Genomic DNA, 19061 nt, shown 5'->3' on the forward strand with positions numbered 1-19061 from the left:
CTTTTTCAAGTTTCCCGCTTTTCGGACCAATGTCGCTGGTGTATTCGGGTAAAACAGGAATAATCCTTGCCTGCTTTTTACGCGTCGCTGCAACACCCCGCAGCTTCGTCTGTGCGCCACCTACACGGTCCAGTGCACCCGTACATTTGGAGATACACAATGTCTACCTCTCCCGTCACCTTGATGGTTGCGCGCCGCGTGGCCAAAGGGCGCTATGAAGAACTGATGGCCTGGCTGCGCGAAGGCGAGCAATTGGCCACCGACTTCCCCGGTTACCTGGGCTCCGGCGTGCTGGCCCCACCGCCCAATGACGATGAATTCCAGATCATTTTCCGCTTCGCCGATGAGAAGACCCTGCACGCCTGGGAGTTTTCCGCTTCACGCAGTGCGTGGTTGAGCCGTGGCAGCGATTTGTTCGCCGACCCGTCCGAGCACCGTGTACGGGGCATCGATGGCTGGTTTGGCGCAGCGGGTGCCCGTCCGCCACGCTGGAAGCAGGCGGTGGCGATCTGGCTGGCGTTTTTCCCGGTGTCGCTGCTGTTCAACTTCGTCCTGGGGCCGCTGCTCAGTGAACTCGAGCTGGGGCCACGGGTGCTGGTCAGCACAATCGCACTCACGCCCTTGATGGTGTACTGGTTCATTCCGCTGTCGACCCACCTGCTGGCGAACTGGCTGCACCCAGCGCCAGCCCCGCGCAAGGCCTCCGAAGCGGCGGCGTGAGTACAGGGGCGGCCCGTCGCTGGTATGATTTGCGCCTGCCAGCGACGCGAGCCTCCCATGACTGCAACGAACGCCCCGATCCTGATCACCGGCGCCGGCCAGCGCGTCGGCCTGCATTGCGCCGAGCGCCTGCTGGACGAAGGCCAGCCGGTGATTTTCAGCTACCGCAGCGAACGCCCCGGCGTGCAGGCCCTGCGTGAGCGTGGCGCAGTCGGCGTGTTTGCCGACTTTTCCACCGAAGCCGGGATTCTCGCGTTTATCGCTGAACTGAACAGCCACACCCAAAGCCTGCGTGCGATCATCCACAACGCTTCGGCTTGGGTCGCGGAGGCGCCGGGCGACGAAAGCCGTGCCTTTACCGACATGTTCAGCGTGCACATGCTTGCGCCATACCTGATCAACCTGCATTGTTCACCCTTGCTGCAACGCTCGACACCTGCCGACATCGTGCATATCAGCGATGACGTGGTACGCAAGGGCAGCCGCCAGCACATCGCCTACTGCGCCACCAAGGCCGGGCTCGACAGCCTGACGCTGTCGTTCGCCGCGCAGTTTGCGCCGCTGATCAAGGTCAACGGCATCGCCCCGGCGATGGTGATGTTCAACGAAGGCGACGACGCGGCCTATCGCACCAAGGTGCTGGCCAAGTCGGCCCTGGGCATCGAGCCTGGCCCCGAGGTGATCTACCAGAGTGTGCGTTACCTGCTGGACAACCCCTATGTCACCGGTACCACCCTGACCGTCAACGGCGGGCGGCATATCAAGTAAGCCGTTTGTGAGGATGTTGTATGACCTTATCCCTGCCCCACCATTACCGCGAGATCCTCAAGGGCCTGGGCGAAGACCCGGAACGCGAAGGCTTGCTCGACACCCCCAAGCGCGCCGCCAAGGCCATGCAGTACCTGTGTCATGGCTATGAACAGAACCTCGAGGAAATCGTCAACGGCGCACTGTTCGCCTCCGACAACGACGAGATGGTGATCCTCAAGGACATCGAGCTGTATTCGCTGTGCGAGCATCACCTGCTGCCCTTTATCGGCAAGGCCCACGTGGCCTATATTCCGACCGGCAGGGTACTGGGCCTGTCGAAGCTGGCGCGCATCGTCGACATGTTCGCCCGGCGCCTGCAGATCCAGGAAAACCTCACCCGGCAAATCGCCGATGCCATCCAGGACGTGACCCAGGCCGCTGGCGTGGCCGTGGTGATCGAAGCCAAGCACATGTGCATGATGATGCGCGGCGTGGAAAAACAGAATTCAACCATGAACACCTCGGTGATGCTCGGCGCGTTCCGCGAGTCGAACACCACGCGCATGGAGTTCCTGCAACTGATTGGACGGAGCAAGTAGCAATGCCACAACTTCAACCAGGCATGGCGCGCATCCGGGTCAAGGACCTGTGCCTGCGCACCTTCATCGGTATCAATGAGGACGAAATCCTCAACAAGCAGGATGTGCTGATCAACCTGACCATCCTGTATGCCGCCCAGGAAGCCGTGCGCGACAACGACATCGACCACGCGCTGAACTACCGCACCATCACCAAGGCCATCATCGCCCACGTGGAAGGCAACCGCTTTGCCTTGCTGGAGCGCCTGACCCAGGAACTGCTGGATCTGGTGATGAGCAACGAATCGGTGCTGTACGCCGAAGTCGAAGTGGACAAGCCCCATGCGCTGCGCTTTGCCGAGTCGGTGTCGATTACCCTGGCGGCCAGCCGCTAACCCCTGAATTGTCAGTGAGCCCTATGAACGATCAACAACGCCTCGAACTCGAAGCCGCCGCCTTCCGCCGCCTGGTGGCGCACCTGGACAGCCGCAAGGATGTGCAGAACATCGACCTGATGAACCTCGCCGGTTTCTGCCGTAACTGCCTGTCCAAGTGGTACAAGGCCGAGGCCGACGAGCGCCAGATCGAGCTGAGCCTCGATGACGCCCGTGAAGTGGTGTACGGCATGCCGTACGCCGAGTGGAAAGCCCAATACCAGCAAGAAGCCAGCGCCGAACAACAGGCGGCGTTCGCCAAAGGAAAAACCCATGACTGATTTGAACACCCTGCGCGCCAGCCTCGACAGCGGCGCACACGTTTTTGCCGACACCCTGGCGTTTATCGCTGCCGGTTACGATTACCAGCCGCAGGCCTTCACCAACGGCGATGTGGAAAACGCTGCCGGGCAGAACGAAGGTTCGTGCAAGACCTTGGGCCTGGCGCTGCTGGAAGGCTTGAGCGACCAGGAAGCGCTGCTGGCGTTTGGCGAGCATTACCGCTCGGTGGTGGCCACGCCTGAGGGCAGTGACCATGGCAATATCCGCGCGTTGATTGCCCATGGGTTGGCAGGTGTGAAATTCGCCGCCCAGCCACTGACCCGCAAATCCTGAGTCAGATGCAGATCAAAATGTGGGAGAGGGCTTGTCCCTCCCAGATTTAAATTGCACCCATAAAAAAACCGGCCTCGTAGCCGGTTTTTTTATTTCAACAATTTAGAACGCAGCGTCCTTCAAACCGTCGAGGTAACGCTCGGCGTCCAGGGCCGCCATGCAACCGGCGCCGGCCGAGGTGATGGCCTGGCGGTAGACGTGGTCGGCCACGTCGCCGGCAGCGAAGATGCCTTCGATGTTGGTCGCGGTGGCGTTGCCTTCACGACCGCCTTGCACCACCAGGTAACCGTCTTTGGCTTCCAGCACGCCTTCGAACAACGACGTGTTCGGGGTGTGGCCGATGGCGATGAACACGCCGTCGACTTTCAGCTCGTCGAAGCTGCCGTCGTTGTTTTTCAGGCGAGCACCGGTCACACCCATGTTGTCGCCCAGGACTTCATCCAGAGTGGCGTTGAGCTTGAGGATGATCTTGCCTTCGGCGACACGGGCGTGCAGCTTGTCGATCAGGATCTTCTCGGCGCGGAACGTCTCGCGGCGGTGAACCAGGGTCACGGTGCTGGCGATGTTGGCCAGGTACAGCGCCTCTTCCACGGCCGTGTTGCCGCCACCGACCACGGCGACCGGCTTGTTGCGGTAGAAGAACCCGTCACAGGTGGCGCAAGCGGAAACACCCTTGCCCATGAACGCTTCTTCCGATGGCAGGCCCAGGTAGCGAGCGCTGGCACCGGTGGCGATGATCAGTGCATCGCAGGTGTAGACGCCGCTGTCGCCGGTCAGGCTGTAAGGCTTCTTGGAGAAGTCGACCTTGTTGATGTGATCAAACACGATCTCGGTTTCAAAGCGCTCGGCGTGCTCTTTCATACGCTCCATCAACACCGGGCCGGTCAGGCCGTGGACATCGCCCGGCCAGTTGTCGACTTCAGTGGTGGTGGTCAACTGACCGCCCGCCTGCATGCCGGTGATCAGCAGCGGCTTGAGGTTGGCCCGGGCAGCGTAGACGGCAGCGCTGTAACCGGCAGGGCCGGAACCGAGAATAATCACTCGCGAATGACGGGTATCAGACATGACTCACTCCTATCGACCGCCCGGACTACAAGACGGCTGGAATAAAAAAGGGACCACGAAGCACTTGGGGAAGGCTTTAACTCGCAGGCCCTGAAAAATAATGGGTGCAGCGTATCGAGGGGGGCAAGATTAAGGAAATACGGAATAACAATCCAGCTCATAGGCGGTCTCTATGCAGTCAGGCCGATTAATCGACGCCTTTGTTACCGTTGATGTCGTCACACCGACCACGCTTTCGCCTTGAAGGCAAAGCCGGTAAGGTCGGCGCGTTCGTCATCCTGCTCGGAGTTCTCCATGCCCGCCCCTGTTCTTTCCGGCCCGCAATACCTGCGTGAAGGCCTCAAACTGGTGCTGAGCCCCGGCCTGCGGCTGTTTGTGCTGCTGCCGCTGGCGATCAACCTGGTGCTGTTCGTCGGCTTGATCTACTTTGCCGGCCATCAGTTCAGCCTGTGGGTCGACCACTTGATGCCGACCCTGCCCGGCTGGCTGAGCTTTCTGAATTACCTGCTATGGCCGCTGTTTGTAGTGCTGGTGGTGCTGATGGTGTTTTTCACCTTCACCATGCTCGCCAATATCATCGCGGCACCGTTCAATGGCTTTCTTTCCGAGAAAGTCGAAGTGGTGGTACGGGGTACCGATGACTTCCCGGCCTTCAGCTGGGGCGAACTGATTGAAATGGTTCCGCGTACCCTGGCCCGGGAAATGCGCAAGCTGGGCTACTTCCTGCCACGGGCCATCGGCCTGTTTATCCTGTCTTTCATTCCGGTGGTCAACCTGATCGCCGCGCCACTGTGGCTGCTGTTCGGCGTGTGGATGATGGCGATCCAATACATCGACTACCCGGCCGATAACCACAAGCTGGGCTGGAACGAAATGCTCGCCTGGCTGCGCCAGAAGCGCTGGCAGAGCATGAGCTTCGGCGGCATCGTCTACCTGGTGCTGCTGGTGCCAGTGGTCAACCTGTTGATGATGCCGGCGGCAGTGGCCGGGGCGACGTTGTTCTGGGTGCGTGAACAGGGCGCCGAGGCCATGGCGACGCCGAAAGTGGCCAAGTCATAAATCCATCATCTGCATGACACAATGGCGACATGGCCCACGGCGACACTGTGGGTCATGACGACAGCTTCGCTCCACATCACTCTCATCACCGAAACCTTCCCGCCAGAGATCAACGGGGTGGCCAATACCCTTGGCCGCCTGTGCGAAGGTTTGCGCGCGCGCGGCCATCAAGTCGAACTGGTTCGCCCGCGCCAGGGCGCCGATGCAAGCCGGCCCAGCGATGATGGCTTGCTGCTCTGCCGTGGCTGGCCGCTGCCGGGTTACCCCGGCCTGCAATGGGGCCAGTCGTCGATGCACAAGTTGCTGCGCCGTTGGACACGCCAGCGCCCGGACGTGCTGTATATCGCCACTGAAGGGCCGCTGGGGCTGTCGGCGCTGCGGGCGGCACGGCGCCTGGGAATCAGTGTGGTCAGCGGTTTTCACACCAATTTCCAGCAGTACTCCAACCAGTACGGCCTGAGCCTGTTAAGCCGCATGGTCACGCACTACCTGCGCTGGTTTCATAACCGTTCGACCTTGACCCTGGTGCCCAGCGCCAGCCAACGCCTGGAACTGGAGCGTCGGCATTTCGAGCGCCTGGGGATGCTGGCGCGCGGGGTGGACAGCCAGTTATTCCACCCGGCCAAGCGTGACAACGCACTGCGGGAAAGCTGGGGCCTGGAAAACGACGATATTGCCGTGCTGCACGTGGGGCGCCTGGCCCAGGAGAAAAACCTCGGGCTGCTCAAGCGCTGCTTTGACGCGCTGCAGGCAACTTATCCACAGCGTCGGCTGAAGCTGATCATCGTCGGCGATGGCCCGCAACGCCCGATGCTCGAGCGCGACCTGCCCGACGCGGTGTTCTGTGGCACCCAGCGCGGCGAAGAACTGGCGCGGCATTACGCATCAGGGGATGTGTTCCTGTTCCCCAGCCTGACCGAAACCTTCGGCAATGTGGTGCTCGAGGCCATGGCCTCCGGGCTGGGTGTGGTGGCGTACGACCAGGCGGCGGCGACCCAGCATATCCGCCATGGTTACAACGGTGTGCTGGCCATGCCGGGTGATGAGGACGCGTTTTGCGATGCGGCCAGATGGTTGCTGGAAGACAGCGAACATTTGCGCAGGGCCCGCCTCAATGCACGCCAACATGCGAGCCGCCAGGGCTGGCCGGCGATTATCGAGCAGTTCGAGAACCAGTTACGCGATGTGTGCGCAGAACATTCGGCAGCTCCCACACTGCCTGACATTCGTTGAACGCTCTACGAATGACGTAGGCCAATTCCCCGCCCTGCCTGCCTACCCATTGAATACTGGTTTCAACGGTAGGAATCCCTCCCTGAGACTGCCTGAATCGGTACGCCACAACAGGATATTTCCGGAACGTCGAGCGAATTATCACCACTGATATGACACCTGCCGTAAGAGGGGGTGTGCCCCTGTGAAACACACTCGAACGAGGCAGGTCATTCATGCTGAAAAACTAATAGAGAGCACTATGTCGACACTGATAAATGGATCAATGGCGCTGAGATTCCAACCATTCAACCCCTCCGCATGGGCATCCCCATCAGGAAGCGGTCACAACCACCAGAACCACGCAAACACTGGCTGGAACCGCCCGCAACCTTCGCGCCCGCAAAACAACTGGCAAACGGCGCAGAATGACTGGCAACGCCCATCGCACACCCCTGACAACCGCCCGCAGTCCACACGCCCGCAAAACGCCTGGCGGCCGGCGCAGAACGACTGGCAACGCCCACCGCATAACCCTGACAACCGCCCGCAGTCCACACGCCCGCAAAACGCCTGGCGGCCGGCGCAGAACGACTGGCAACGCCCACTGCACAACCCTGACAACCGCCCACAGTCCACACACCCGCAAAACGCCTGGCAACCGGCGCAGAACGACTGGCAACGCCCGCAGCCCACTGACGGCCTCCCACGACCTGGCGGTACGCGCCCAAACCAGGAGCAATGTTCCGTCAGGCCACCTCAATGGGCACGTTCCGACCAGACGGACAGCACTTCTAGCTTTAACCAATATGGACCAAGGACAAGGCAATAAGCATTGAGGCGAATGATGGTCTGAACACAAGCGGAAGGCCGGGTACTCAATACCCGGCCTTTCGCCTGAAACAGCTAAACCTTCACGCTCAGCCGTCGATAGTGACCGCAGGCCTGGGCTCCCCCCTACACCAGGGTCGTCAACGCCTCGCGACTGAACGGCAGAATGTCGCCTTCACGACCTTCACGCACCTTCACGGCCCAATCCGGATCTACCAGCAGCGCACGGCCAACAGCGACCAGGTCGAACTCGTCGTTGTTCAAGCGCTCCAGCAGTTTTTCCAGACTGGCCGGTTGGGCGACCTTGTCGGTATTGACCATGAACTGCAGGAATTCGCCATCCAGGCCGACACTGCCCACGGTGATCGTCGGTTTACCCGTGAGTTGGCGGGTCCAGCCGGCGAGGTTGAGGTCGGAACCTTCGAACTCCGGCTCCCAGAAACGGCGGGTGGAGCAGTGGAAAATATCCACACCGGCATCAGACAACGGCTTGAGGAATTCACCCAACGCCTCGGGGGTTTGCACCAGGCGTGCGGTGTAGTCCTGCTGCTTCCATTGGGAGAAACGCAAGATGATCGGGAAGTCCGGGCCGACGGCGGCGCGGGTGGCCTGGATCAACTCGATGGCAAAGCGCGAACGGTTGGCCAGGCTGCCGCCGTATTCGTCGGTGCGCTGGTTGCTGCCTTCCCAGAAGAACTGGTCGACCAGATAGCCATGGGCGCCATGGATTTCCACGCCGTCCATGCCGATGCGCTGGGCATCCTTGGCGGCCTGGGCAAACGCGGCAATCACCTCCTTGATGTCCTGGGCGGTCATGCCGTGGACGACCACGTTGCCATCCTTGAGTTTTTCCATCGGGCCGTAGGCCGGCACACTGGCGTCAGGCTCGGTACCGATGCGGCGCACACTGCCCACGTGCCAGAGTTGCGGGACAATCTTGCCACCTTCGGCGTGCACGGCATCGACGACCTTCTTCCAACCGGCCAGCGCCGCCTCGCCGTAGAAATGCGGGACATTCGGGTAGCCATTGGAGGCCGGGTGACCGACCACGGTGCCTTCGGTAATGATCAGGCCCACGCCGGCAGCGGCACGGCGGCGGTAGTACTCGATGACCTTGGAATCAGGCACGCCACCTGGGGAAAACGAACGGGTCATCGGCGCCATGACCACACGGGTCGACAGCTGCAGTGCACCGAGCTGGAACGGTTTGAACAGGGCTTGGACAGGCATGGGAGCACTCCGCGGAAAACGAGGTTTATGATACGGATAATATGGGGAGTGCAGCGTGCCGAATAGCACTATTGATTTGGGTGATTAAGGGGTATGAAAGCAGCGGCTAGCTGCAGGTTTAAAGCTGCAAGAGCCGCGCATGTGCTTCTACTTGCAGCTTCAAGCTTACAACTTGAAGCTGCACCGGCAGGTGTTCAACTCAGGGCTTTTTCGATGGCCTGCACGACCGTCGGATCATCCGGTGCAGTGCGCGGCGAGAATCGCGCGAGGACCCGGCCATCCTTGCCCAGCAGGAATTTCTCGAAATTCCAGGTGATATCCCCTGGAAACTCTGCACCCTCGCCCGCCAGCAAACGGTACAGTTGGTGACGCTCAGGGCCGTTCACATCGAGCTTGCTGCCCAGGGGGAAGGTCACGCCGTAGTTCAGGCTGCAGAACTCGCGGATTTCTTCCTCGGTGCCCGGTTCCTGGCCTGCAAACTGGTTGCACGGCAGGCCAAGCACGGTAAAACCCTGGTCCTTGTACTGCTGATAGAGGTTTTCCAACGCAGCGTACTGCGGGGTCAAGCCACATTTGGAGGCTACGTTGACCACCAGCACAACGTGCCCCTTGAAGGGCGCCAGCGGCAGCTCTTGTCCGTCCAAAGCTTTGAGTTTCAGGTCGTGGAAAGCACTCATGACGAACTCCAGATTTCCCATGTTCTTAGCAAAGCAGCGCTTCGAGATTACAACCCGCAAGCCTGCAATCATAGACGCCGATTGCAAAACTCGCCTGCGGATTACTGAGCGGTCGGCCACGGCAGAATAGGAATCGCCGTCACCGCGTTCTGCGGGCTGCCTTCGATCAAGCGGTCACTGTAGACCAGGTACACCAGGGTATTGCGCTTCTTGTCGAGGAAACGCACCACCTGCATGGTCTTGAACACCAGCGAGGTGCGCTCCTTGAACACTTCGTCGCCGTCCTTGAGCTCGCCCTTGAAGCGAATCGGGCCGACCTGACGGCAGGCGATCGAGGCTTCGGCACGGTCTTCGGCCAGGCCCAGGCCGCCTTTCACGCCACCGGTCTTGGCGCGCGACAAATAGCAGGTCACGCCGTCGACCTTGGGGTCATCGAACGCTTCGACCACAATCCGGTCGTTGGGGCCGACGAACTTGAACACCGTCGACACCTGGCCAACTTCTTCGGCCGAAGCCAGCAGCGGCAGGGCCAGCAGCAGGCCGAGCAATCCCTTCATCACGCGCATCGTGTATTCCCTTTGTTTAGACCAGGATCAGGTTATCGCGGTGAACCAGTTCCGGCTCCGCCATGTAACCCAAGAGTCCGACAATCGCGTCAGACGATTGTCCGATGATTTTCTGCGCTTCCAGGGCGCTGTAGTTGGCCAGGCCCCGGGCGATCTCACGACCGTCGGGCGCCAAGCACACCACCATCTCGCCACGGCGGAAGCTGCCCTGCACCAACTTGACGCCCACCGGCAGCAGGCTCTTGTTGCCCTGGGACAACGCCGACACCGCGCCATCGTCGAGCACCAGGGTGCCACGGGTTTGCAGGTGCCCGGCCAGCCATTGCTTGCGCGCCGCGAGCATGCCGCGTTCGGGCGACAGCAGCGTACCGATGCGCTCACCCGCCTTGAGGCGATCCAGCACACGCTCCAGGCGCCCACCGACGATGATGGTGTGGGCCCCGGAACGTGCTGCCAGGCGTGCTGCGCGCAACTTGGTCTGCATGCCGCCACGCCCCAGGGCGCCGCCGACGCTGCCGGCCACGGCGTCGAGCGCCGGATCATCGGCGCGCGCTTCGTAGATCAGTTGGGCATCGGGGTTATGGCGTGGGTCAGCGTCGAACATGCCGTCGCGGTCAGTGAGGATCACCAGCAGGTCGGCCTCCACCAGGTTGGCCACCAGCGCGGCCAGGGTGTCGTTGTCGCCGAAACGGATTTCGTCGGTGACCACGGTGTCATTCTCGTTGATCACCGGGATGACCTTGAGCTCCACCAGCGCACGCAAGGTGCTGCGGGCGTTGAGGTAGCGCTTGCGGTCGGACAGGTCGTCGTGGGTCAGCAGGATCTGCGCCGTGTGGCGGCCGTGCTCGGCAAAGCTGGATTCCCAGGCTTGCACCAGGCCCATCTGGCCGATGGCGGCGGCGGCTTGCAGCTCATGCATCGCGCTGGGTCGCGCGGTCCAGCCGAGGCGGCTCATCCCGGCGGCAACTGCCCCGGACGACACCAGCACCAACTCGACACCTGCTTCATGCAAGGCCACCATCTGCTCGACCCAGACGCTCATGGCTGCACGATCCAGGCCTTTGCCATCTGCCGTCAGCAGCGCACTTCCGATCTTTACGACCCAGCGCTGCGCACCTGTCACTTTGCTCCGCATCATCTTCAACCTTAGATTGAGGGCCGCGCGACCCAGCGCCGCCCATAACGTTATACCCGGATACCAAAACGCCGCTCCTGGGAGCGGCGTTCAAGTTTATCGCAACGGATCAGTCGCGCACGTAAATGATTTCCGGACCGTCTTCGTCATCCACGTCTTCTTCGTCCCAATCATCGTCGCCAATGTCATGGACCGACTTCACGCCGCTGCGGCGCAGGGCACGCTGGTCGTCCAGGGCTTGCAACTGGGCACGGGCCTCGTCTTCGATCTGCTGATCGAGTTCGGCGAGTTCGGCCTTGAATACCGGGTCGGCCGCCAGACGGTCGGCACGGTCTTCCAGGTAGCGCATGATGTCGCGGGTCAGGCGCTCGGTGCCTTCTTTGGCGATCGCCGAGATCACGTAGACCGGACCGGTCCATTCCAGGCGATCGACGATTTCCTTGACGCGCTCCTCGTGCTCTTCCTCGAGGATCTGGTCGCACTTGTTCAGCACCAACCAGCGATCACGCTCGGCCAGGGCCGGGCTGAACTTGGTCAGTTCGCTGACGATCACTTCGGCGGCGTCCGGTGCACTGGTGTCATCCAAGGGCGCCATGTCGACGAGGTGCAGCAGCAAACGGGTGCGGGACAAATGCTTGAGGAAGCGAATCCCCAGGCCTGCGCCGTCGGAAGCCCCTTCGATCAGGCCGGGAATGTCGGCGATCACAAAGCTTTTCCAGCGGTCGACGCTGACCACGCCCAGGTTTGGCACCAGGGTGGTGAACGGGTAGTCGGCGACTTTCGGCTTGGCGGCCGACACCGAGCGGATGAAGGTACTTTTGCCGGCGTTCGGCAGGCCCAGCAGGCCCACGTCAGCCAGTACTTTCATTTCCAGCTTCAGGTCACGCTGCTCGCCAGGCTTGCCCGGCGTGGTCTGGCGCGGTGCACGGTTGGTACTGGACTTGAATCGGGTGTTACCCAGACCGTGCCAGCCGCCCTGTACAACCATCAGTTTCTGGCCGGCCTTGGTCAGGTCGCCAATCACTTCCTGGGTCGCGGAGTCGATGATCGTGGTGCCGACCGGTACGCGCAGTACCAGGTCTTCGCCTTTTTTACCGGTGCAGTCTGTGCTGCCGCCGTTGGAGCCACGCTCGGCATCGAAATGCCGGGTGTAACGGTAGTCCACCAGGGTGTTGAGGTTTTCGTCGGCCATCATGTAGATGGAACCGCCGTCACCGCCGTCACCGCCGTTGGGGCCACCGTTTTCGATGAATTTTTCGCGACGGAAACTCATGCAACCGTTACCGCCGTCGCCTGCTTTTACTCGGATGGAAACTTCATCAACGAACTTCATAACAAAACGCCTCTCGCCGCACGGACGAGCTTAAGAAACCAAGACATAAGACTCTTGCAAAAATGAGCGCAGCGACCTCAATCAACAGCCGCAAATCCAGCTGCTTGAGCCCATTACAAACAGCTTTGCAAGAGACTCACTCCACAAACGAAAAAGCCCCGTCGCAAGACAGGGCTTTTCCAGCGATCGCGCAATTAAGCGGCGACAACGCTCACGTAACGGCGGTTGAACGCGCCTTTTACTTCAAACTTGATCACGCCTTCGATTTTCGCGAAGAGGGTGTGATCTTTACCCATGCCAACACCGTAACCGGCGTGGAATTGGGTGCCGCGCTGACGCACGATGATGTTGCCCGGAATGATTTTCTGGCCGCCATACATCTTAACGCCAAGGCGTTTGGCTTCTGAGTCGCGACCGTTACGGGTACTACCACCAGCTTTTTTGTGTGCCATGAGTCAATTCTCCTAGTGAGGAATTAGGCTGAAATTAAGCCTGAATACCGGTGATTTTGATCTCGGTGTACCACTGGCGGTGGCCCATACGCTTCATGTGGTGCTTACGACGACGGAACTTGATGATGCGGACTTTATCGTGACGACCTTGGGAGATCACTTCAGCCACAACGGTAGCGCCAGCAACAACTGGAGCGCCGATGTTCACGTCATCGCCATTGGCGACCAACAGAACGCGATCAAAGGTAACGGATTCGCCGGTAGCGATTTCCAGTTTTTCGATCTTCAGGTATTCACCTGGGGCGACCTTGTATTGCTTGCCACCAGTAACAATTACTGCGTACGACATGGTATTTCTCCGATAATCCTGCTCACCCAGCGCTTTATAAGAAGAGGTATTGGCTGGCATGGCTGCATGGGATGGACGTCCCGAATGCAATTGCGTAAGGCAGGTGCTGCCCAGGAAGTTCAGGGTGCGCGATTGTACGCAAGGTAAATGGGTGTTGCAAGTGGCCGTCTATCGCGCCTTGACACCCGGGGGTCAGGGTCCTAGCATGCCGCGCAACCCTTCTGGAGCGACTGTCGCTGATGCAACCCCAAGCTTTCTACCGCGCGGTCGCGGACGATTTTAGCGCCGTCGACGGCATCATCAAGCAGCAGCTGACGTCTAAAGTGCCGCTGGTCTCCAAAATTGGCGACTACATTACGTCGGCGGGCGGTAAACGCCTGCGTCCTTTATTAGTGCTGCTGTGTGGCAAGGCCCTGGGCCGCGAAGGCGATGACCTGCGCCTGCTGGCCGCCACCATCGAATTCCTGCACACCGCGACCCTGCTGCATGACGACGTGGTCGACATGTCCGGCATGCGCCGTGGCCGCGAGACCGCCAATGCGATGTGGGGCAATGCCCCGAGCGTGCTGGTGGGCGACTTCCTGTACTCGCGCTCGTTCGAAATGATGGTCGAGCTGGGCTCGATGCCGGTGATGAAGATTCTTTCCCAGGCCACGCGCATCATCGCTGAAGGCGAAGTGCTGCAGCTGTCCAAGGTTCGCGACGCCAGCACCACCGAAGAAACCTATATGGAAGTGATTCGCGGCAAGACCGCGATGCTCTTCGAAGCCTCCACACACAGTGCCGCCGCGCTCTGTGGCGCGACCGCCGAGCAGGCCGAAGCCCTGCGGACCTTCGGTGATCACCTGGGCGTGGCATTCCAGCTGGTGGACGACCTGCTCGACTACCGTGGCGATGCAGAAACCCTGGGCAAGAACGTCGGCGACGACCTGGCCGAAGGCAAACCGACCTTGCCGCTGATCTACACCATGCGCGAAGGCACGCCGGAACAGGCGGCCCTGGTGCGCAAGGCGATCCAGAAAGGCGGGATCGAAGACCTGGAGGCCATCCGCGCTGCCGTGGAAGCGTCCGGTTCCCTGGAGTACACCGCGCAACTGGCGCGTGACTACGTGGCCCGTGCGATCCAGTGCCTGCAAGCCCTGCCGGCCAGCGAGTACCGGGATGCCCTGGTTGAGCTGAGTGAGTTTGCGGTCGCGCGTACTCACTAAAACATACCTGCAAGACCAATGTGTGAGGGGGCTTGCTCCCGATAGCGGTGGATCAGCCGGTCGATGTATCGACTGGAACACCGTCATCGGGGGCACGCCCCCTCCCACATTTGGATTTCATACAGCCTGCAACATCACAAAACCCTATATAATGTGCGACTTTTAGTCATCCCTGAATCTCAAGGAGCTTTAGTGAGCACGTTGCCACCCTGCCCGAAATGCAATTCCGAATACACCTATGAAGACGGCGCCCAGCTGATCTGCCCGGAATGCGCCCATGAGTGGTCCGCCAATGGCGAGGCCGAAGTGGCCGGCGATGAAACCGTGAAGAAAGACTCTGTGGGCAACGTCCTGCAGGACGGCGACACCATCACCGTGATCAAAGACCTCAAGGTCAAGGGTACGTCCCTGGTCGTGAAGGTCGGCACCAAGGTCAAGAACATCCGCCTGTGCGACGGCGACCACGATATCGATTGCAAGATCGACGGTATCGGCCCGATGAAACTCAAGTCCGAGTTCGTGCGCAAAGTCTGAACCTGCTGCATCCATCCCGCGCCCGCGCGGGATGGCGTTTTGCCCTCCCCGTTGACCCCTCGCAATATCCACACAGAAAAACCAGGAAACTGCCAATAGGCACTTGCTATTCTACGAATAAGAATTATTCTCATTGAAACCCATCAAGGAGATGTACCCATGACTTATTTGATAGATGCCTGGCTCGACCGCCCACACCCTTACCTGCGCATCCTTCATCGGGAAACCGGCGAAGTCTGTGCGGTGCTGGAAGAAGAAGCGCTGAATGAATTGCAGGATCAGGGTGACCTGGACGTCAACGGCCTGAGTTCGAGTGAACCAGGAGTGCTCAAGGAAGTGGTGCGTAATCTGTTTCTGTTCTGCTATGCCCGAGCGTTGCGCCCGGCGACGGAGCTCAATGGCAAGTTCCATCCATGAACACACCGGCAAAACACTGTGGGAACGAACGACCCCGTTCCCACAGGTAACCAGCAAGTCTTACAGAACGTCGAGCAGTTCGACGTCGAATACCAGCACGCTGTGCGGCGGAATGCTGCCAACGCCTTGAGCGCCGTAAGCCAACTCGCTCGGCACGTACAGGCGCCATTTGCTGCCGGCATTCATCAGTTGCAGGGCTTCGGTCCAGCCGGCGATCACGCCGCCTACCGGGAATTCTGCAGGCTGGCCACGCTCGTAGGAGCTGTCGAACACAGTGCCGTCGATCAAGGTGCCGTGGTAGTGAGTACGAACCTGGTCTTCACGGGTCGGCTTGGCGCCGTCACCAGCGGTCAGCACTTCAAATTGCAGGCCGGAAGCCAGGGTGGTGATGCCATCACGCTTGGCGTTTTCAGCCAGGAACGCCAGGCCAGCGCCGGCAGCGGCTTCAGCCTTGGCAGCGGCCTCGGCTTGCATGATTTCGCGGATGACCTTGAAGCTGGCGGCCATTTGCTCCTGGTCAACACGGCTTGGTTTGCCGGCGAATGCATCGGTCAGGCCAGCCAGGATCGCGTCCAGGCTCACACCCGGTGGTGGGTTGTCGCGCAGTTGGTCGCCCAACTGACGGCCGATACCGTAGCTGACGCGGGTTTCGTCGGTGGACAGATTAACTTCGGACATGAAGAGGCTCCGCTGTAGGGCAGCACTGGAAACAGTGATGTGCGCGCCGCCCTGAACTAAAAGGGCCAGCAGACTAGCACACAAGACCTGCTGGTGATGAGCCCCCCACCGCGGCACGGCACCGGGATCGCGACCCTTCGTCGCACGCGCAATAAAAGCGCTTCAGATTCAACCCTCCCCGCCGATACAGCGCTACACACTTTGGCTGGCTCAAACAACAACACCGTCCAGCAGACAAAAAATCACCTTCGCGGAGCATTCGATGAACAGCTGGTTCGGTAACATCAGCGTCAACCTCAAACTGGGCCTGGGCTTCGGCCTGGTACTGGTTCTCACCTCAATCCTGGCCTTCACCGGCTGGACCAGCCTGGGCAGCCTGATCGACCGTAGTAACTGGATGAGCGATATCACCCAGCTCAACGCGTCGCTGACCAAACTGCGCATCGTGCGCCTGCAATACATGTTGGCCAACGGTGATGAAGCCGTGGCGCAGAACGTGCAGACCAGCCTGGATGCCTTTGCTGCCCAGCAACAGAAACTCCTGGACAGCTTCAAGAGCCCGGAAAACGTCAAGCTGCTCAACGAGCAGAAAGCCATCATCACGGCTTATCAGCAATCCCTGAACAAAATGCGTGAGGCTTACCGTAACGGCAACGCTGCTCGCCAGGTCATGGGGGACAAGGCCGATATCGCCAACGCCCAGATCGATGCGCTGGACACCAGCGTGCAGCAGATACCCGACAGCCCGGAGCGCTTCACTCAGTTCCAGGCGGTGACCAACGCCAAGCAGGCGTTCCAGTTGGCCCGCTACGAAGTGCGTGGCTACACCAACAACGTCAACCCGGACACCGAAGCCCGCGCTGCGGCACAAATCGAGAAAGCCATCGGCGGCTTGAAAGGCCTCAGTGTCGCATTCGGCGCCAGCCAGCAAAGCGCGCTGAGCGCCCTGGAAACCGCCCTGGGCGCCTATCGCACAGCCGTTCAAAACTACAAGACGGCCAACGCCAATATCGTGGCTGCCCGTGCCGAAATGACCACCCAAGGCGCCGATATCGTCACCATCAGCGACAAGCTCTACGACATCCAGCTGGATCGTCGCGACGCCGAAAGTGCCCAGGCCCGTAGCCTGCAGTTGATCAGCACGCTGCTGGCACTGCTGGTCGGTATCATCGCGGCACTGGTGATCACCCGCCAGATCACCCGTCCACTGCAGGAAACCCTGGCTGTGGTTGAGCGCATCGCCTCCGGCGACCTGAGCCACAATATCCAGGTCACCCGTCGCGATGAACTGGGCGTACTGCAACAAGGCATCCAGCGCATGGGCACCACCTTGCGTGAACTGATCAGCGGGATTCGCGACGGCGTGACCCAGATCGCCAGTGCCGCCGAAGAGTTGTCGGCCGTCACCGAGCAGACCAGCGCCGGTGTGAACAGCCAGAAGATCGAGACCGATCAGGTCGCCACGGCAATGCACGAAATGACCGCCACCGTGCAGGAAGTCGCACGCAACGCCGAGCAAGCCTCTCTGGCTGCCGCAGACGCTGACGGCCAGGCCCGCGCAGGCGATAAAGTGGTAGCCGAGGCCATCGCCCAGATCGAACGCCTGGCCGCCGAAGTGGAACGTTCCACCGATGCCATGGCGCACCTGCAACAAGAGAGCAACAAGATCGGCAGCGTGATGGACGTGATCAAGGCGGTGGCCGAACAGACCAACCTGCTCGCGCTCAACGCAGCGATCGAAGCGGCGCGTGCCGGTGAAGCCGGTCGTGGCTTTGCCGTGGTCGCCGACGAAGTGCGTGGCCTGGCCCAGCGCACGCAGAAATCCACCGAGGAAATCGAAGGCCTGGTCGCCGGTTTGCAGAACGGCACCCAGCAAGTCGCCAACGTGATGAACAACAGCCGCAGCCTCACCGACAGCAGTGTCGAACTGACGCGCAAGGCCGGTGTGTCCCTGGAAAACATCACCCGCACGGTGTCGAACATCCAGTCCATGAACCAGCAGATCGCCGCCGCTGCCGAACAACAAAGCGCCGTGGCCGAAGAGATCAGCCGCAGCATCGTGAATGTGCGTGATGTGTCCGAGCAGACCGCCACCGCGAGCAATGAAACGGCGAAATCGAGCGTGGAACTGGCGCGTTTGGGTAGCCAGTTGCAGCAGATGGTCAGTCACTTCCGGGTGTAAGAAATCAAAAAGCCGCCTCGGCATATACCGAGGCGGCTCCACCTCTCAGACGTTAGCAGTCATCGAAGCTGTCCCGCAGGAACTTCCATACGTGATAAGCACGTAGGCAGTTCACTACGAGGTTCCATGTACGTCGTGCAAACCTAGACATACTCGGCCCTCCGTGAGTTGGGCCTTACCTCCAGCACACTTACCGGAACATGTGGGCCTTAGGATGCTGGTCATAGCTTCCGATGAGGCGGCCGGGCTTTGGTTCCTCCCGCATAAATCCGGCACGGATTACTAGCCCGTGGCGTTCGGTCCATAATTCCGCGCGCATACCCAGCCACCTACAAAACGACATACTTGGAACGGGGTGATACTAACCAACATCCTCATCGAAGGTGTGACGGGAGATGAGAAAACCCTCCGCGGAGGTCCGCTAATTTATTGCCAATTCTTGCCACCGTTTTTTATAACATTCAGTGAAATGCGTGAAAACCGTCGGCCTTGGCCAGTCCTTGCGGGGCGCGACAATCGGCAGTAGTATTCTTCTCGCTGGTCATAGCTTCCGCTGAATATGCAACCCCAGCTACTAACCGGGATTGCAATAAAAAACCGCCTACCAAGGCGGTTTTTTATTGCCTGCGATTTACCTCTCAGCCCTCACCTTCCTCAACAAACACCACCCGATTCCCAAACGGATCCTTGATGCTCATCTCCCGCGATCCCCAAGGCGTTTCCTCAACCCCAGGCTTGGCGTAACGGTAATCCTTGCCCGCCAACTGCTGCTGATACGTGTCCACCCCTTGCGCCTGGATCCGCACCGCCGCGCCCGGCGAAGCATCGCCATGATGTTCGGACAGGTGCAGCACACAATCGCCCAGCGAAACCTGCAGATAGAGTGGATAGTTCGCCTCGAAACGATGCTGCCAATCGACCTTGAACCCCAGAAAGTCGACGTAGAACTCCAAGGCCTTGGCCTCATCGAAAATCCGCAGGATGGGGGTGACTTTTCCTAAGTGCATGACAATCGCTCCGTGTATGAAAGCGCCCA

The 19061-nt window shown here is 60.2% G+C and carries 21 protein-coding genes and 2 pseudogenes; 13 read left to right on the plus strand and 10 right to left on the minus strand.

Annotated features, from left to right (window positions below):
- Nucleotides 1–159: 159 nt before the first annotated feature.
- Genes B9N88_RS28915 through B9N88_RS28940 form a run of 6 tightly spaced genes read left to right on the plus strand, consistent with a single transcriptional unit; the run spans nucleotide 160 to nucleotide 3097 of the window.
- A complete protein-coding gene (locus B9N88_RS28915) occupies nucleotides 160–720 on the plus strand; it encodes an antibiotic biosynthesis monooxygenase (RefSeq protein WP_027607641.1) in 561 nt (186 codons plus the stop codon).
- 57 nt (nucleotides 721–777) lie between these two features.
- Nucleotides 778–1488, plus strand: coding sequence for a dihydromonapterin reductase (gene folM, locus B9N88_RS28920; protein WP_027607642.1), 711 nt, complete (start codon nucleotides 778–780; stop codon nucleotides 1486–1488).
- A 20-nt stretch (nucleotides 1489–1508) separates the two neighbouring features.
- A complete protein-coding gene (folE, locus tag B9N88_RS28925; protein ID WP_027607643.1) occupies nucleotides 1509–2069 on the plus strand; it encodes a GTP cyclohydrolase I FolE in 561 nt (186 codons plus the stop codon).
- Nucleotides 2070–2071: 2 nt separating this feature from the next.
- Nucleotides 2072–2443 (plus strand): dihydroneopterin triphosphate 2'-epimerase, encoded by a 372-nt coding sequence (gene folX / locus B9N88_RS28930; RefSeq protein ID WP_003194073.1) that lies wholly within the window; start codon nucleotides 2072–2074, stop codon nucleotides 2441–2443.
- A 23-nt stretch (nucleotides 2444–2466) separates the two neighbouring features.
- A complete protein-coding gene (locus tag B9N88_RS28935) occupies nucleotides 2467–2763 on the plus strand; it encodes a DUF1244 domain-containing protein (protein WP_027607644.1) in 297 nt (98 codons plus the stop codon).
- Nucleotides 2756–3097 (plus strand): HopJ type III effector protein, encoded by a 342-nt coding sequence (locus B9N88_RS28940; RefSeq protein WP_027607645.1) that lies wholly within the window; start codon nucleotides 2756–2758, stop codon nucleotides 3095–3097. The genes B9N88_RS28935 and B9N88_RS28940 overlap by 8 nt, the downstream gene beginning before the upstream one ends.
- A 102-nt stretch (nucleotides 3098–3199) precedes the next feature.
- Here the strand turns inward: B9N88_RS28940 and trxB are convergent, their stop codons facing one another.
- A complete protein-coding gene (trxB, locus tag B9N88_RS28945; RefSeq protein ID WP_025858049.1) occupies nucleotides 3200–4162 on the minus strand; it encodes a thioredoxin-disulfide reductase in 963 nt (320 codons plus the stop codon).
- 294 nt (nucleotides 4163–4456) lie between these two features.
- Between trxB and cysZ the strand changes: the two genes are divergently transcribed.
- Both cysZ and B9N88_RS28960 read left to right on the plus strand, forming a co-directional pair.
- The gene (gene cysZ, locus B9N88_RS28955) at nucleotides 4457–5221 is read left to right on the plus strand and encodes a sulfate transporter CysZ (protein ID WP_027607646.1); all 765 of its coding nucleotides are present in this window, start codon (nucleotides 4457–4459) and stop codon (nucleotides 5219–5221) included.
- A gap of 54 nt (nucleotides 5222–5275) precedes the next feature.
- Nucleotides 5276–6454, plus strand: a complete 1179-nt coding sequence (locus B9N88_RS28960) for a glycosyltransferase family 4 protein (RefSeq protein WP_027607647.1) — start codon at nucleotides 5276–5278, stop codon at nucleotides 6452–6454.
- Between the two features lie 936 nt (nucleotides 6455–7390).
- Here B9N88_RS28960 and B9N88_RS28965 read toward each other — a convergent pair.
- From B9N88_RS28965 to rplU, 7 genes are all read right to left on the minus strand, one after another.
- Nucleotides 7391–8494, minus strand: coding sequence for an NADH:flavin oxidoreductase (locus tag B9N88_RS28965; protein WP_027607648.1), 1104 nt, complete (start codon nucleotides 8492–8494; stop codon nucleotides 7391–7393).
- Between the two features lie 194 nt (nucleotides 8495–8688).
- A complete protein-coding gene (locus B9N88_RS28970; RefSeq protein WP_027607649.1) occupies nucleotides 8689–9171 on the minus strand; it encodes a glutathione peroxidase in 483 nt (160 codons plus the stop codon).
- Between the two features lie 101 nt (nucleotides 9172–9272).
- Nucleotides 9273–9737 carry a CreA family protein gene (locus B9N88_RS28975; protein WP_027607650.1) on the minus strand — a complete coding sequence of 155 codons (465 nt, stop codon included), beginning with the start codon at nucleotides 9735–9737 and terminating at the stop codon, nucleotides 9273–9275.
- Between the two features lie 16 nt (nucleotides 9738–9753).
- Entirely contained in the window at nucleotides 9754–10872 is a 1119-nt protein-coding gene (proB, locus tag B9N88_RS28980; protein ID WP_027607651.1) for a glutamate 5-kinase, read from the minus strand.
- A gap of 109 nt (nucleotides 10873–10981) precedes the next feature.
- Nucleotides 10982–12205 carry an Obg family GTPase CgtA gene (gene cgtA, locus B9N88_RS28985; RefSeq protein ID WP_015885843.1) on the minus strand — a complete coding sequence of 408 codons (1224 nt, stop codon included), beginning with the start codon at nucleotides 12203–12205 and terminating at the stop codon, nucleotides 10982–10984.
- Between the two features lie 194 nt (nucleotides 12206–12399).
- The gene (gene rpmA / locus B9N88_RS28990) at nucleotides 12400–12657 is read right to left on the minus strand and encodes a 50S ribosomal protein L27 (RefSeq protein WP_003176049.1); all 258 of its coding nucleotides are present in this window, start codon (nucleotides 12655–12657) and stop codon (nucleotides 12400–12402) included.
- Nucleotides 12658–12691: 34 nt separating this feature from the next.
- On the minus strand, nucleotides 12692–13006 hold the full coding sequence (gene rplU / locus B9N88_RS28995) for a 50S ribosomal protein L21 (RefSeq protein WP_003176051.1): 315 nt from the start codon (nucleotides 13004–13006) through the stop codon (nucleotides 12692–12694).
- A gap of 239 nt (nucleotides 13007–13245) precedes the next feature.
- Between rplU and B9N88_RS29000 the strand changes: the two genes are divergently transcribed.
- The 3 genes from B9N88_RS29000 to B9N88_RS29010 all read left to right on the plus strand — a co-directional run bounded on the left by B9N88_RS29000 (nucleotide 13246) and on the right by B9N88_RS29010 (nucleotide 15165).
- Nucleotides 13246–14214, plus strand: a complete 969-nt coding sequence (locus tag B9N88_RS29000; protein ID WP_027607652.1) for a polyprenyl synthetase family protein — start codon at nucleotides 13246–13248, stop codon at nucleotides 14212–14214.
- Between the two features lie 192 nt (nucleotides 14215–14406).
- The gene (locus B9N88_RS29005) at nucleotides 14407–14748 is read left to right on the plus strand and encodes a zinc ribbon domain-containing protein YjdM (RefSeq protein WP_003230858.1); all 342 of its coding nucleotides are present in this window, start codon (nucleotides 14407–14409) and stop codon (nucleotides 14746–14748) included.
- Between the two features lie 159 nt (nucleotides 14749–14907).
- Complete coding sequence (locus tag B9N88_RS29010; RefSeq protein ID WP_003194088.1) at nucleotides 14908–15165, plus strand: PA4570 family protein; 258 nt, start codon at nucleotides 14908–14910, stop codon at nucleotides 15163–15165.
- A 60-nt stretch (nucleotides 15166–15225) separates the two neighbouring features.
- On the opposite strand, the gene B9N88_RS29015 is transcribed toward B9N88_RS29010, so the two are convergent.
- A complete protein-coding gene (locus B9N88_RS29015; protein ID WP_003176055.1) occupies nucleotides 15226–15843 on the minus strand; it encodes an FKBP-type peptidyl-prolyl cis-trans isomerase in 618 nt (205 codons plus the stop codon).
- A gap of 262 nt (nucleotides 15844–16105) precedes the next feature.
- On the opposite strand from B9N88_RS29015, the pseudogene B9N88_RS33415 reads away from it, so the two are divergent.
- Nucleotides 16106–17170, plus strand: a pseudogene (locus B9N88_RS33415) (methyl-accepting chemotaxis protein); the annotation flags it as partial.
- 261 nt (nucleotides 17171–17431) lie between these two features.
- Nucleotides 17432–18025: pseudogene (locus B9N88_RS33420) on the plus strand (methyl-accepting chemotaxis protein); the annotation flags it as partial.
- Between the two features lie 638 nt (nucleotides 18026–18663).
- Here the strand turns inward: B9N88_RS33420 and B9N88_RS29025 are convergent.
- On the minus strand, nucleotides 18664–19032 hold the full coding sequence (locus tag B9N88_RS29025; RefSeq protein WP_027607654.1) for a glyoxalase superfamily protein: 369 nt from the start codon (nucleotides 19030–19032) through the stop codon (nucleotides 18664–18666).
- Between the last annotated feature and the right edge of the window lie 29 nt (nucleotides 19033–19061).

The sequence above is a fragment of the Pseudomonas sp. LAMO17WK12:I1 genome, from assembly GCF_900177315.1.
In the GTDB taxonomy this organism is placed as follows: domain Bacteria; phylum Pseudomonadota; class Gammaproteobacteria; order Pseudomonadales; family Pseudomonadaceae; genus Aquipseudomonas; species Aquipseudomonas marginalis.

Excerpts from the sequence above, each read along its gene's own strand:
- B9N88_RS29000 (WP_027607652.1), top strand. The coding sequence starts at position 13,246 with ATGCAACCCCAAGCTTTCTACCGCGCGGTCGCGGACGATTTTAGCGCC.
- cysZ (WP_027607646.1), top strand. The coding sequence starts at position 4,457 with ATGCCCGCCCCTGTTCTTTCCGGCCCGCAATACCTGCGTGAAGGCCTC.
- trxB (WP_025858049.1), bottom strand. The coding sequence starts at position 4,162 with ATGTCTGATACCCGTCATTCGCGAGTGATTATTCTCGGTTCCGGCCCT.
- B9N88_RS28960 (WP_027607647.1), top strand. The coding sequence starts at position 5,276 with ATGACGACAGCTTCGCTCCACATCACTCTCATCACCGAAACCTTCCCG.
- B9N88_RS29015 (WP_003176055.1), bottom strand. The coding sequence starts at position 15,843 with ATGTCCGAAGTTAATCTGTCCACCGACGAAACCCGCGTCAGCTACGGT.
- B9N88_RS29010 (WP_003194088.1), top strand. The coding sequence starts at position 14,908 with ATGACTTATTTGATAGATGCCTGGCTCGACCGCCCACACCCTTACCTG.
- B9N88_RS28940 (WP_027607645.1), top strand. The coding sequence starts at position 2,756 with ATGACTGATTTGAACACCCTGCGCGCCAGCCTCGACAGCGGCGCACAC.
- cgtA (WP_015885843.1), bottom strand. The coding sequence starts at position 12,205 with ATGAAGTTCGTTGATGAAGTTTCCATCCGAGTAAAAGCAGGCGACGGC.
- B9N88_RS28915 (WP_027607641.1), top strand. The coding sequence starts at position 160 with ATGTCTACCTCTCCCGTCACCTTGATGGTTGCGCGCCGCGTGGCCAAA.
- B9N88_RS28970 (WP_027607649.1), bottom strand. The coding sequence starts at position 9,171 with ATGAGTGCTTTCCACGACCTGAAACTCAAAGCTTTGGACGGACAAGAG.
- B9N88_RS28935 (WP_027607644.1), top strand. The coding sequence starts at position 2,467 with ATGAACGATCAACAACGCCTCGAACTCGAAGCCGCCGCCTTCCGCCGC.
- folX (WP_003194073.1), top strand. The coding sequence starts at position 2,072 with ATGCCACAACTTCAACCAGGCATGGCGCGCATCCGGGTCAAGGACCTG.
- B9N88_RS28965 (WP_027607648.1), bottom strand. The coding sequence starts at position 8,494 with ATGCCTGTCCAAGCCCTGTTCAAACCGTTCCAGCTCGGTGCACTGCAG.
- B9N88_RS29025 (WP_027607654.1), bottom strand. The coding sequence starts at position 19,032 with ATGCACTTAGGAAAAGTCACCCCCATCCTGCGGATTTTCGATGAGGCC.
- rpmA (WP_003176049.1), bottom strand. The coding sequence starts at position 12,657 with ATGGCACACAAAAAAGCTGGTGGTAGTACCCGTAACGGTCGCGACTCA.
- B9N88_RS28975 (WP_027607650.1), bottom strand. The coding sequence starts at position 9,737 with ATGCGCGTGATGAAGGGATTGCTCGGCCTGCTGCTGGCCCTGCCGCTG.
- folM (WP_027607642.1), top strand. The coding sequence starts at position 778 with ATGACTGCAACGAACGCCCCGATCCTGATCACCGGCGCCGGCCAGCGC.
- folE (WP_027607643.1), top strand. The coding sequence starts at position 1,509 with ATGACCTTATCCCTGCCCCACCATTACCGCGAGATCCTCAAGGGCCTG.
- rplU (WP_003176051.1), bottom strand. The coding sequence starts at position 13,006 with ATGTCGTACGCAGTAATTGTTACTGGTGGCAAGCAATACAAGGTCGCC.
- proB (WP_027607651.1), bottom strand. The coding sequence starts at position 10,872 with ATGCGGAGCAAAGTGACAGGTGCGCAGCGCTGGGTCGTAAAGATCGGA.